At 59.2% G+C, this 12,581-nt stretch carries 8 protein-coding genes; 1 reads left to right on the top strand and 7 read right to left on the bottom strand.

Annotation, left to right across the window (positions count from 1 at the left end; translation table 11 throughout):
- Positions 1-9: 9 nt before the first annotated feature.
- Positions 10-348 (top strand): hypothetical protein, encoded by a 339-nt coding sequence (locus tag FCH38_RS12385; protein ID WP_174373948.1) that lies wholly within the window; start codon positions 10-12, stop codon positions 346-348.
- 27 nt (positions 349-375) lie between these two features.
- Here the strand turns inward: FCH38_RS12385 and FCH38_RS12380 are convergent, their stop codons facing one another.
- From FCH38_RS12380 to FCH38_RS12350, 7 genes are all read right to left on the bottom strand, one after another.
- Positions 376-1,524: an alpha-hydroxy acid oxidase gene (locus FCH38_RS12380; RefSeq protein WP_149899617.1), complete on the bottom strand. Its 1,149-nt coding sequence runs from the start codon at positions 1,522-1,524 to the stop codon at positions 376-378.
- A gap of 136 nt (positions 1,525-1,660) precedes the next feature.
- A complete protein-coding gene (locus FCH38_RS12375; RefSeq protein ID WP_174373947.1) occupies positions 1,661-2,671 on the bottom strand; it encodes a 2-hydroxyacid dehydrogenase in 1,011 nt (336 codons plus the stop codon).
- A 63-nt stretch (positions 2,672-2,734) separates the two neighbouring features.
- Positions 2,735-4,357, bottom strand: a complete 1,623-nt coding sequence (locus FCH38_RS12370; protein ID WP_149899615.1) for an ABC-F family ATP-binding cassette domain-containing protein — start codon at positions 4,355-4,357, stop codon at positions 2,735-2,737.
- A gap of 160 nt (positions 4,358-4,517) precedes the next feature.
- Entirely contained in the window at positions 4,518-5,756 is a 1,239-nt protein-coding gene (locus FCH38_RS12365) for a vWA domain-containing protein (RefSeq protein WP_153514315.1), read from the bottom strand.
- A gap of 166 nt (positions 5,757-5,922) precedes the next feature.
- Positions 5,923-6,804, bottom strand: a complete 882-nt coding sequence (locus FCH38_RS12360) for a transglutaminase family protein (protein ID WP_174373946.1) — start codon at positions 6,802-6,804, stop codon at positions 5,923-5,925.
- Between the two features lie 4 nt (positions 6,805-6,808).
- Positions 6,809-9,214 carry a circularly permuted type 2 ATP-grasp protein gene (locus tag FCH38_RS12355; RefSeq protein WP_149899612.1) on the bottom strand — a complete coding sequence of 802 codons (2,406 nt, stop codon included), beginning with the start codon at positions 9,212-9,214 and terminating at the stop codon, positions 6,809-6,811.
- Between the two features lies 1 nt (position 9,215).
- The gene (locus FCH38_RS12350) at positions 9,216-12,542 is read right to left on the bottom strand and encodes a DUF2126 domain-containing protein (protein ID WP_174373945.1); all 3,327 of its coding nucleotides are present in this window, start codon (positions 12,540-12,542) and stop codon (positions 9,216-9,218) included.
- Positions 12,543-12,581: the final 39 nt, after the last annotated feature.

Genomic DNA, 12,581 nt, shown 5'->3' with positions numbered 1-12,581 from the left:
GGAGCGGATATGCCCGATACGCCTCGCTTCTTCCGTTATGCCATTCTCGTTGCGATGTTGCCCGTCGCCGTCCTCGGTGTTGTGACAACGCCGAATGAGTATCGCGCCATCGGCATCGAGGCGGCCGATTGTGACGGGCCTATATCGGTTCTGATCCCTGCCGTACCAGCGCTTGCAGCCTATGCCTTCATCGGCTGGCTGTTTCTCTCGGGTGCCAAGCGCTCGTTGATTTCCGGCAGCATTTGCGTGCTGGTATCCCTGGCGCTTATCTGGAACATCGGCACAGCGCTCCTGGAATATCGGCGAAACGCCGTGGAAATGGCCTGTGATTACAGCGGAAAGCTGTAACCTTGCCTGGAAATGCGCAATACGGCGCTAGCCATGAAACCGCAGGTTTCGTCGCGTCAGTTGCTCGACAGTGGTGCAGCCCATCAGCTTCATGCCGCGTTCGATTTCGATACGCATCATTTCCAGCGCCCTTTCCACCCCGGGCTGGCCGGCGGCCGCGAGCGGGAAAAGATAATAGCGACCGAGCCCCACAGCCTTTGCGCCCAGAGACAGGGCTTTCAGAACGTGGGTGCCGCGCTGTACGCCGCCATCCATCATCACGTCGATCCGGTCGCCGACCGCATCGACGATCTCTGCCAGCTGGTCGAAGGCGCTGCGGGAACCATCGAGCTGGCGACCGCCGTGGTTGGAGAGCACGATGCCGCTGCAGCCGATCTCGACGGCGCGCCGGGCGTCGTCAACCGACATGACGCCTTTGAGGCAGAAAGGACCATCCCATTCTCGCACCATCTGCGCCACGTCATCCCAGTTCATGGAAGGGTCCAGCATCTCGGTGAAATAGCGGCTGATGGACAGAGCCCCGCCATCCATTTTGATGTGGCCGTCAAGCTGCGGCAGGCTGAAGCGCTCATGCGTCAGGTAATTGATGCCCCAGGCCGGCTTGATGGCGAATTGCGCGATGCCGGAGAGATTGAGCTTGAAGGGGATGGCAAAACCGGTGCGCTTGTCGCGCTCGCGGTTGCCGCCGGTAATGCTGTCCACGGTCAGCATCATCGTCTCGACGCCGGCACTTTTGGCGCGTGCCATCATCTCGCGGTTGAGACCACGATCCTTGTGGAAATAAAATTGATAGACCTGCGGCCCACCGCTGATCCGGCGCGCTTCTTCAAGGCTGGTGGTGCCGAGCGAGGAGACGCCGAACATCGTGCCGAATTTTCCCGCCGCTGCCGCGACCGCCCGCTCTCCTTGATGGTGGAAGAGGCGCTGCAGCGCCGTTGGGGAACAATAGACCGGCATGGAGAGCTTTTGCCCCATGACGGTCACCGACATGTCCACGTCGGACACGCCGCGCAGCACATCCGGAACAAGGTCGCAGTTTTCAAAGGCGGCTGTATTTCGCCGATACGTCACTTCATCGTCGGCCGCGCCATCTATGTAGTTGAAGATCGGCCCGGGAAGACGCTGTTTGGCCATGCGGCGAAAATCGTGGAAATTATAGCAGTCTTTGAGTTGCATCTGTCGCTCGACCGGTCCGGTTTGAAAGCTCTGAAAAGATTGCTTGAAACCTATACTGGGGATTTGGGGCGGGCAATCGACCTGCCGACAATTTCCGCAGGCTCGAAGCATAATCTTCAGGGTCGGGGCAGCAGCGCTAAACGGGGCCTGCAAGCTGCTCCGTGGAAACCGCATGCAGCGCCTTGCCGGTTCTGATGAAGCTTTCGATATTGCCGATCGTGGTGTCCGCAATGTTTTTGAGGGCTTCCTGCGTGAAAAACCCCTGATGGCCGGTCACCAGAACATTGGGGAAGGTCAGCAACCGCGCAAAGACGTCGTCGCGCAGCACGTCATTGGAAAGATCTTCGAAAAAGAGATCGGCCTCCTCCTCATAAACATCGATGCCGAGAGAACCGATCCTACCGTCTTTCAGACCCGTGATCGCGGCCTGCGTGTCGATGATCGCGCCGCGGCTGGTGTTGATGAGCATCACGCCTTTTTTGAGAAGGGGCAGCGTCTCCTTGCGGATCAGGTGCCTGGTTTCCGGCGTGAGCGGGCACATCAGCGTAAGAATGTCCGATGTCCGGAACAGTTCCTCCCGCGTGACATAGGCCATGCCCAGCGCCTCGCAATCAGGATTCGGGCGAATGTCGTGGCCGATGAGACGGCAGCCGAAGCCGGCTGCGATACGCGCAAAAATCGCGCCGATCTTCCCCGTGCCGACAATGCCGATGGTCTTGCCGTGGAGATCGAAACCAAGCAGGCCATCAAGGGCGAAGTTGCCTTCGCGGACGCGGTTATAGGCGCGGTGGATCTTGCGGTTGAGTGACAGGATGAGCGCCATTGTATGTTCGGCAACCGCATAGGGCGAATAGGCGGGAACGCGGGCGATGGTTAGGCCCAGCTTTTCGGCGGCCACGAGATCGACCTGGTTGAAACCGGCGCAGCGCAGGGCGACGAGTCGCACGCCCATTTCCGTCAGCCTTTCGAGCACGGGCCGCGACAGGTCGTCATTGACGAAAGCGCAGATAGCATCGGCTCCCTCCGCCAACGCCACCGTTTCAGGAGACAGGCGCGCTTCGCAATATTGTATCCGCATGCCGGGACGTACCGCGGCATCAAGGAACTGCCTGTCATATGGCTTGGCGCTGTAAACGACGATCCGCATCTGCTTCTCCAGTATCAAGTACGAAAGTTACGGTTGCGGAGACCAGGCGTCCGGTAAATGGCCTCAGCTGCGAAGGCCCGGTGCTTCCTGCCCGGTGCTTTCGACATATTCGGTGTAGCCGCCGCCAAATTGGTGAATGCCATCCGGGGTCAGTTCAAGCACCCGGTTTGAAAGGGCGGCGAGGAAATGGCGGTCGTGGGAAACGAACAGCATCGTGCCTTCATAATCCGACAGGGCTTTGATCAGCATTTCCTTGGTGTCGAGATCGAGATGGTTCGTTGGTTCGTCGAGTACCAGGAAATTCGGCGGATCGAACAACATGGCCGCCATCACGAGACGGGCTTTTTCACCGCCGGAAAGAACACGGCAGCGTTTCTCCACGTCGTCGCCGGAGAAGCCGAAACAACCGGAAAGCGCGCGGAGCGGCGCCTGCCCGGCTTTCGGAAAACGTTCCTCAAGCCATTCAAGAATGGTGCTGTCGCCTTCCAGAACATCCATGGCGTGCTGGGCGAAATAGCCGAGCTTGACGCTGGCGCCGAGTGTTACATTGCCGGAATCCGGCTCGGTCGTGCCGGTCACCAGCTTCAGCAAGGTCGATTTTCCAGCGCCGTTGACGCCCATGATGCACCAGCGCTCCTTGCGCCGCACCATGAAGTCCAGCTCGCCATAGATCGTGCGGCTGCCATAAGCCTTGTTAACCTTCTTCAGCGCCACGACATCCTCGCCCGACCTCGGGGCCGGTGCGAATTCAAAAGCGACTGTCTGGCGCCGTTTTGGCGGCTCGACGCGGTCGATCTTTTCAAGTTTCTTGACGCGGCTCTGCACCTGCGAGGCATGTGAGGCGCGCGCCTTGAAGCGCTCGATGAATTTGATTTCCTTGGCGAGCATGGCCTGCTGGCGCTCGAACTGCGCCTGCTGCTGCTTTTCGTTCTGCGCGCGCTGCTGTTCATAAAAGCCGTAGTCACCGGAATAGGTGGTGAGGTTGCCGGCATCGATCTCGATGATCTTGGTGACGATGCGGTTCATGAATTCGCGGTCATGCGAAGTCATCAACAATGCGCCGTCATAGTTCTTCAGAAAATCCTCAAGCCAGATCAGGCTTTCGAGATCGAGATGGTTCGACGGTTCGTCAAGCAGCATCACGTCCGGACGCATCAGGAGGATGCGGGCGAGCGCCACGCGCATCTTCCAGCCGCCGGACAGTTTGGAGACATCGCCGTCCATCATTTCCTGGCTGAAGCTCAAGCCATCCAGAACCTCACGGGCGCGGCCCTCCAGCGCGTAACCGTCCAGCTCTTCGTAACGCGCCTGCACTTCACCATAACGTTCGATGATGGCGTCCATTTCGTCCATCCGGTCGGGATCGGACATGGCGGCTTCCAGCTCCCGCAATTCCGCCGCCACTTCACTGACCGGGCCTGCGCCTTCCATGACTTCGGCGACCGCGGAGCGTCCGGACATTTCACCGACATCCTGATCGAAATAACCGACCGTCATACCTTTTTCGACGACGACCTGTCCCTCATCGGGCTGCTCCTCGCCGGTCATCATCCGAAACAGCGTGGTCTTGCCAGAACCGTTCGGCCCGACAAGGCCGATCTTCTCGCCACGATTGAGCGCAGCGGAGGCCTCGATGTAAAGAATACGGTGACTGTTCGACTTGCTGATATTTTCGATGCGGATCATGACAGGGCCTATGAATGGGAGCGGCCCTCCTATGCCACGGGCCGCTGCCGCTGTCACCTGCCGCGCATGTCTTGTCAGCCATGCAAAGCCGGGGAAGATTGGCCCCGGGGTAAATGCCCCAAAAGAGATACGCTTTGCGGCTGCGTCTGCCGAATTTTCGTCAGTTGGTCAGCGTGGCAATGCTACCGGCTGCCTTGCGGGCGATTTCGCCAAAGGCGGTGACGATCTGCTCCATGTTTTCGGGCGCGTAATAATTGTCGAGGCTGGAGGCGCAATATTGCAGCAGCGACTTGCCCTTGTCCGGCGCCATGAAGGCGACGCTGAAAATCTTAATCCCGTCTTTCTTGGCGGTCTCGCAGGTGGTGCGCACCGACTGGTCGATGCTGGAACTCCACGAGGAGCTGTTTCCGGTCATTTCACCGTCGGTCATCAGCACGATATAGCGCTCGAAGGATTCACTTTCCTGTGTCTTATGTGCCTTGGCTTCGTCCGGATTCGTTTTTTTAAGGGCATTGTAAGCGGCATTCAGGCTGCTTCGTGCATCCGTACCGCCGGATGGAAATTCCGGGATCTGTTTGTCGACATAGCTGACAACGCTGTTCGTACCCCAGCTGATGGCCTGAGCCGCATAGGTCTCATGTGTATAAACCGAGGCGCCCGTCCGAACGAGCTGTGAGCTGCCGCTTGCGGTGTAGGTCGGATCGGCCTTGTTCAATGTAGCAACGAGAAAGCTGACGGCGGTCTTCAACGATGTGGCCTTGTTGACATAGCAGGGCGATGTCTTGCCGAGATTGGGATACTTGCCCCAGTTATCGGACGTGTAGTTCTGGCAGGACGTTTTAGTGCTGTCGACACTGTCCGTCTTGAACGACATCGAACCGGAGCGGTCGAGCACCAGATACATGGATATCGGCGCGCCCTTGTTGACGGTACTCTTGGCGGTACCGGTCGCCGCGATATCGAGTGTCTTCACGCCGATGAACCCCAGCAGCGGGTTGAGCTGCACCTGGCGGTATAGTGTGGTCTCGATGGTATAGGTCTTGCCGCGTGCATCTTCCTTTGCAGAAACGCCGACTGGGGAGTTCTTCTCCAGTTCCTTTTTCTCTTCCTCAGTCAGGCTCTTTTCCATCTGCGCAGCGATGAAGGCCTTGGCGATTTCCTTGATTTGTTCGTCTGTGAGCGCGCCTTCCTTCAGACGTGCCTCGGTTGCTGCAGCGAGCGCCGCGGAATCCGCCGTGTTTTGCAGATCGGCTTTCACCTGCATCACATTCGCCAGCTCCAGGCCGGCTCCGGCCACGCCCAGCAACATCGGCAGCAATATTGCCGTCATGATGCCGAAATTACCGCTGGTATCGGCAAAGAAACGGCGCTTCAGTTTTTGATCTGCGGAGGCGGTCATGATGGGGCTCACCGATTAGAATATGCGATTGAGCGCAGGAAACCCGCAAAGGATGTAAAATCCGCTAACGCGAAGATTACAATTTTATAATTCGTTCAAATTGGTGCAGTTTTCGAAGTATTTTCAAGAATTAATTGGTTGGAAGATTGAAATAACACATATTGTGTCATTGCTGGACGGGGACCACATCCACGGCCTGTTTTATCTGCTGGTTACCGTAGCTCTTCAGAACCCCGATCACCGGTGCAACATCCGAATAGTCGCGGCCATAACCGACGACGATGTGGTCGCTGCCGGCCACGATATCGTTGGTAGGGTCGAGTTCCAGATAACCGGCCGCTTCTCCGCACCAGATGCGGACCCAGGCATGCATGGCATCGGCGCCTTCCAGCCGTTCCTTGCCCGGCGGAGGAATGGTGCGCAGGAAACCGCTGACATAACCGGCGGGAATGCCGAGGCTGCGCAGCGCCATGATCATGATATGCGAAAAATCCTGGCACACGCCGCGCTTCAATTTAAAGGCTTCAGATGGTGTCGTATCCACGGTTGTCGCCTCGCCATCGTAGGTGAAGTCTTTGTGAATGCGTTTGCACATGGCCAGCGCGATTTCGCGGATGGTCATTCCTGGTTTCAGCAATTCCCGCGCATAGGCTGAGATCGCCGCATCCGTCCCTATTCTGGGGCTTGTGCCAATGAAGTGGTGCGGTGACTGAAAATCGATCGACCAGACATTGGCAAGGTCCTGCGGCAAGCGGGAAAGCTCGGGTGAAAAATCCGCCGTCATGGCCGGCGCTTCCACCATCACCCGCGCCTGCATGCGAATATCCAGCTTTTCATGCGGCGCGCGCAGATGCACCGACGTGGCCGATTGATGAAAGAAATCGTCAAAGAAGGCGCGTTCTTCCGGTGCGGGCGAAACATCGATGGAACCTGCGATTAGTCTCTGCCGGCCCGGGATCGACAGCGGCAGCACGCGGATAATGTGGCGTGCGCCATGGGCCGGTGTGTCGTAGGTGTAACCCATATGCAGGGAAAGATCGTAAAGCATGGGGTTATCCGAGATAGGTGCGGGCCAGAACATCGGACAGATGTTCCATGTCGGTTTCGAGCTGGCGATAGATCGCGCCGTTCATGTTTTCCGGCGTCATGACAGCGAGCCCGGAATGCAGGCGCATCGTTTCGCGATAAAACGGCGACATCTGGCCGTTCACGAAAGCGTTCGGCAGCTGTTCCACCTCGGTGCGGATTTCGTTCAGCTGAAACAGGATCGAGCGCGGATTGAGCGGATCAAGCGCCAGAAGATCGGTGACCGTCAGGCCAGCCGTGGCGACATTATAACGGCGACGATGGGTCATGACGCTGTCGCCGATTTCTAGCAGCATGTCGTAGGAACCATCCGGGGCGTCCGGTCCGGTCATGTGGCCGAGAAGCCGGGTCATATGCAGCCCGCGTTCGAGATAACGGCCGATCGACAGAAAACGCCAGCCGGTGAAGCGGTACATGTTTTCGTGCACGAGACCGGCAAAGCCGGCAAGCTTGCGCAGCAGGATCGTCATGGCGTGGGTGGCGTCGTCGCCGGGCGCGACTTTCGCGTGGAAACGGCGGGCCGTCTTGGCGAGGTCGTTCAGCGCCAGCCATCCATCCGGCGAAAAGCGGTCGCGAATATTGCTGGCGGAATAAAGCGCGCTGTTGATGTTGTTCAGCAGGCTATCCGGCACGGCATCGTTCATCTCCACGTCAAGCGCTTCGAGATATCGCGTCACATGAGCGAGCAGGGGCTGGCGCGGATCGGCTGACTCGGCATAACGCCCGTGCCAGGCGCGCAGGATGCGCAATGCGCCTTCAGAACGTTCGATATAACGGCCGAGCCAGAAGAGATTGTCGGCAGCCCTGCTTGGCAGGCTGCCCGGCATGTTGCGGGTAAAGCTTTCTTCCGCCGGCAGAAGCGAGGTGCGTTCCACCGGTTTTTCGCTGACGATCCAGACATCCGCCGCGCTGCCGCCCGATTGCATGGCGATGGCGGACACATCGTCGCCGCTGCCGATCCGTGCAAAGCCGCCGGGCATGATCTGCCAGCCGTCCTGGGTGCGGGCGGCAAAAACGCGAAGGCTCATCGGGCGCGGCACGAGCTTGTTGTCGATATAGGCCGGCGTCGTTGAAAGCTTCACGACTTCCTGGCCCACCAGCCTGTGGCCGTCGGAGGCAAGCCAGTCGCTGATCGATTCCTTTGCCGTCTCGCGCAGGGAGGAGCCGAGCACGGATTGGCCGTTGTCGTCGAAAAAAGGCATGCGGGAATAGGCCGGGCCGATGACCATGCCTTCGATATTGCCGGCAACGTGGCGGCGTTCCGATTCCTGTCCGCACCACCAGGTCGCAATCGAGGGAAGTTTCAGTTCCTCGCCCAGAAGGTGGCGGCAGATGCGCGGCATGAAGGCAAGCAGTGCCCGCGTTTCGAGAATGCCGCTGCCGAGTGCGTTGACGATGGTGAGCGCTTCGTTGCGCAGCGCCTGCACCATGCCGGGCGTGCCGATATGGGATTGCTGGTTCAGTTCCAGCGGATCGGAATAGGAGGCGTCGAGACGTCGCCAAAGTACACCAATCGGCTTCAACCCGGCCACGGTTCGAACCATGACGCGGCCGTTGACGACGGTCAGGTCCTCGCCCTCCAGCAGCATGAAGCCGAGATAACGGGCGATATAGGCGTGTTCGAAATAGGTTTCGTTGGCGGGGCCGGGCGTCAGCACCGCGATGCGATCGTCCGGGTGCTTTCTGTGGGCCTGTAGCGTGTCGCGGAAAGCGCCGAAAAACGAGGCGAGACGGTGAACATGGGTTTCGGCATAGATATCGGACAGCGCGCGGGTGGTGGCTACCCGGTTTTCCAGCGCGAAGCCAGCACCAGAGGGCGCCTGAGTCCGATCGGCCAGCACCCACCAGTTTCCATCAGGTCCGCGTCCTATTTCGAATGAGCAGAAGTGCAGGTAATGGCCGCTTGCCGGTTTTACCCCGACCATCGGCCGTAAATATTCCGGATTGGAAGCGATCAGCGCCGGCGGCACGTAACCTTCGTTCACCAGCCGGTTTTCGCCGTAAAAATCGGCAACCATGGCCTCCAGAAGATCGGCGCGCTGTTTCAGCCCTTCGGAAAGAACCGTCCATTCCCTGTCATCGATCAGCACCGGAATATGCGAGATCGGCCAGTTTCGTTCGCTGCTGCCCTTGCTGTAATCGCGGTAGAACACGCCCGCGTCGCGCAGATAGCGGTCGGTGCGGGCAAAGCGCTCGTGCAATTCGCGTTCCGACATGCGCGAGAGCGCGCCGAGCAGGTTCTTCCAGACCGGCCTGACCTTGCCGTCGGTATCAAGCATCTCGTCGGCCACGCCCGGCAGGGTGGAATAATCAAGCCCGCGTGGTTGCGCGCTCGTTTCCGTCTTGCGTTCCGTTGCCGGGGCTTTGGACAATTTAAACTCCGTATGGCCGACGCAGATCGAGCGTCAGCGGAAATTCTGGCGACACGGTTTCCGCATGAAGCGGATATTGCCCTGCCGTATGTCCCCATGGTTCGAAACGGGCAAGGCGGCGTGCCTCGGCCTCGTTGCCGTTGACGGGAAATGTCTCGTAATTGCGCCCGCCCGGATGAGCAACATGGTAGATGCATCCGCCGATCGATCGCCTCGACCATGTATCATAAATGTCAAAGGTCAAGGGTGAATTGACGGGCAAAACGGGATGCAGGCCTGAAGAGGGCTGCCATGCCTTGAACCGGACACCGGCGACCGCAACGCTGTGATTTTCCGTCGGCGTCAGAGGCACTGCGCGTCCGTTGCAGGCCACGACATAGCGTGAGGGATTGGAAGTTTCGAGGCGCACCTGCAGACGTTCAACCGAGGAATCGACAAACCGCACGGTGCCGCCGATGGCTCCCTGTTCGCCCATGACGTGCCAGGGTTCGAGCGCCTGACGCAACTCCAGTTTGGAGCCTTCATATTCCACTTCGCCGAAGAAGGGAAAACGGAATTCCTGCTGGGCGGTGAACCACTCGGGTTTCAGGTCGAAGCCGTTTTCCCTGAGATCTGCGAGAACGTCCATAAAATCCGCCCAGACGTAATGCGGTAGCATGAAACGATCGGCAAGTGTTGTACCCCAGCGCACGAATTTGCCGGCGGCCGGATTTTTCCAGAAGCGGGCGACAAGCGCGCGCACCAGCAATTGCTGCGCCAGCGACATGCGGGCATTCGGCGGCATTTCGAAACCGCGAAACTCCACAAGGCCGAGGCGACCGGTCGGTCCATCCGGCGAAAACAGCTTGTCGATGCAGATTTCGGCGCGGTGGGTGTTGCCCGTCACATCCGTCAACAGGTTGCGGAACAGACGGTCAACCAGCCAAGGCAGCGGTGGAGCACCCTCGCCGGGGGCAGGCACCTGCGCGAGCGCAATTTCAAGTTCGTAGAGGCTGTCGTGGCGGGCCTCATCGATGCGTGGCGCCTGACTTGTCGGGCCGATGAACAGGCCGGAGAACATGTAGGAAAGCGACGGATGTCGCTGCCAGTGCAAAACGAGGCTTTTCAGAAGATCGGGCCGGCGCAGGAATGGGCTGTCATTCGGGTTGGCCCCGCCCACGACCACATGGTTGCCACCACCGGTGCCGGTGTGACGGCCATCGATCATGAACTTGTCAGCGCCCAGACGCGTCTGTCGCGCCTCTTCATAGACCGCCGAGGTGATGTCGACGCAGTCTTTCCAGCTTGCGGCCGGATGGACATTGACCTCGATGACGCCGGGATCGGGCGCGACGCGGATGACATTGATGCGCTCGTCGTTTGGTGGCGCATAACCCTCGATATGGACGGGCAGCCCAAGATCGGCGGCTGCGGCTTCGGCCGCTGCGATCAGTTCCAGATAATCCTCAATACGTTCGACAGGCGGCATGAAAATGCAGAGCCGACCGTCGCGGGGTTCCACCGACATGGCGGTTCGCACCGCACCGCCGATTTCGCCAATGGTCTGTTCGACACGTGCCTGAGCCGTACCTTCGTCCGCCTGAAAGGAGGCTTCCGGCATGGCGCGGGCCGGTGCAGGCGTCGGATCGGCAAGCGGGCCTCGCGGGATCGAAGGGTCGGCCTCGTGGATATAGGGGTAGGCAGATGGCGGCACATGGGGAAGGGTGCCGAGCGGCAGTCGATAACCGACCGGGCTGTCACCCGGAACAAGGAATATCTTGCCGCGCCGTGTCTTCCATCTCTCGCTGATCCAGCGTTCTCCGCCAGCACGGGCATTCCACGCCTGCACCGGCAGAATGTAACCCGTTGGCGTCGTCAATCCGCGCTCGAACACACGGGCGATACGGTTGCGCTCTTCCGGGTCTTTCAGTTTCGAATTGGACGGATCGACATTTTCCGGAAGGCTGCCTTCCTTGATGATCCATTCAGCCGGATCCTCGTAAGCCGGAAGCACCAGCTCCTTGTCTATGCCGAGGTGGGTGGCGATGCCGCCGAGGAGTTTTTGTGCGTCATCGGTCTTAACGCCGGCATCCACACCTTCTTCGGCGATCAGTTCCGGTTTCTGCCAGATCGGCAGACCGTCCTTTCGCCAATAGAGCGAAAAGGTCCAGCGCGGCAGGCTTTCACCCGGATACCATTTGCCCTGCCCGTAATGCAGAAAGCCGCCTGGCGCGAAACGCTCGCGCAGGCGGCGGATCAGGGCATCGGCCTTTTCGCGTTTCGTCGGTCCCACCGCGCCGGTGTTCCATTCGTCGGATTCGAAATCGTCGATGGAAACGAAAGTCGGCTCGCCGCCCATGGTCAACCGGACGTCATGCGCGTTCAGCACCTGGTCGACTTTTTCACCGAGCGCGTTGAGGCTCTCCCAGCTGTCATCGGAAAAGGGCTTGGTGATACGTGGGGTTTCGGCGACGCGCCGGACCTGCATGTCGAACGCGAATTCCGTGTTGGCATGGCCGAAATAACCGCCGGAAATCGGTGCGGCGTTGCGGTAATGCGGTGTCGCCGCCAAAGGAATATGGCTTTCACCGGTCAGAAGCCCCGAGGTGGGATCGAGACCGATCCAGCCGGCGCCCGGCATATAGACTTCAGCCCAGGCGTGCAGATCGGTGAAGTCCACCTCGGTGCCGGAAGGACCGTCCAGGGCCTTGAGATCGGGTGTCAGCTGGATGAGGTATCCTGACACGAAACGTGTGGCGAGACCAAGATGTCTCAGAACCTGCACGAGCAGCCAACTGGTGTCACGGCACGATCCCTTGCCGGAAGCCAGTGTTTCCTCCGGTGTCTGGACGCCCGGTTCCATGCGGATGACATAGCCGATTTCCTGTTGCAGACGGGCATTGAGGCCCACCACCATATCGACCGTCGGCTGCCCCGGCGTATGGTCCACGGTCGCCATGAAGGCGGCGAGCAGCGGGCCGGTTGGCTCCGGTTTCATGTAGATGGACAAATCGTCCCGCAATTCCTGCGGATATTCGAATGGCCATTTGGTCGCTTCTTCCTCGACGAAGAAATCGAACGGATTGTAAACCGTCATATCGGCGACAAGATCGACCTCGATCTTGAATTCCGTGGCCGGCTCGGGAAAAACGAAGCGGGCGAGGTAGTTGCCGTAAGGGTCCTGCTGAAGGTTTACGAAATGATTGGATGGCGAAACCTTGAGCGAATGGCTGATAACGTGGGTTCGGGAATGCGAGGCGGGCTTTAATCTGATGATTTGTGGTCCAAGGCGAACCGGATTGTCATATTTATAATGCGTCAGATGATAGATGCTCGCTTTGATCGCCATTAATCTGCCTTGCCCGGTTTTCCGGTCTATGCGGTTTAT

This window comes from Agrobacterium tumefaciens (genome assembly GCF_013337285.1).
Classification (GTDB): Bacteria; Pseudomonadota; Alphaproteobacteria; order Rhizobiales; family Rhizobiaceae; genus Agrobacterium; species Agrobacterium burrii.
This window is presented reverse-complemented; position numbering and strand designations above follow the sequence as displayed.

Excerpts from the sequence above, each read along its gene's own strand:
- FCH38_RS12385 (WP_174373948.1), top strand. The coding sequence starts at position 10 with ATGCCCGATACGCCTCGCTTCTTCCGTTATGCCATTCTCGTTGCGATG.
- FCH38_RS12380 (WP_149899617.1), bottom strand. The coding sequence starts at position 1,524 with ATGCAACTCAAAGACTGCTATAATTTCCACGATTTTCGCCGCATGGCC.
- FCH38_RS12375 (WP_174373947.1), bottom strand. The coding sequence starts at position 2,671 with ATGCGGATCGTCGTTTACAGCGCCAAGCCATATGACAGGCAGTTCCTT.
- FCH38_RS12370 (WP_149899615.1), bottom strand. The coding sequence starts at position 4,357 with ATGATCCGCATCGAAAATATCAGCAAGTCGAACAGTCACCGTATTCTT.
- FCH38_RS12365 (WP_153514315.1), bottom strand. The coding sequence starts at position 5,756 with ATGACCGCCTCCGCAGATCAAAAACTGAAGCGCCGTTTCTTTGCCGAT.
- FCH38_RS12360 (WP_174373946.1), bottom strand. The coding sequence starts at position 6,804 with ATGCTTTACGATCTTTCCCTGCATATGGGTTACACCTACGACACACCG.
- FCH38_RS12350 (WP_174373945.1), bottom strand. The coding sequence starts at position 12,542 with ATGGCGATCAAAGCGAGCATCTATCATCTGACGCATTATAAATATGAC.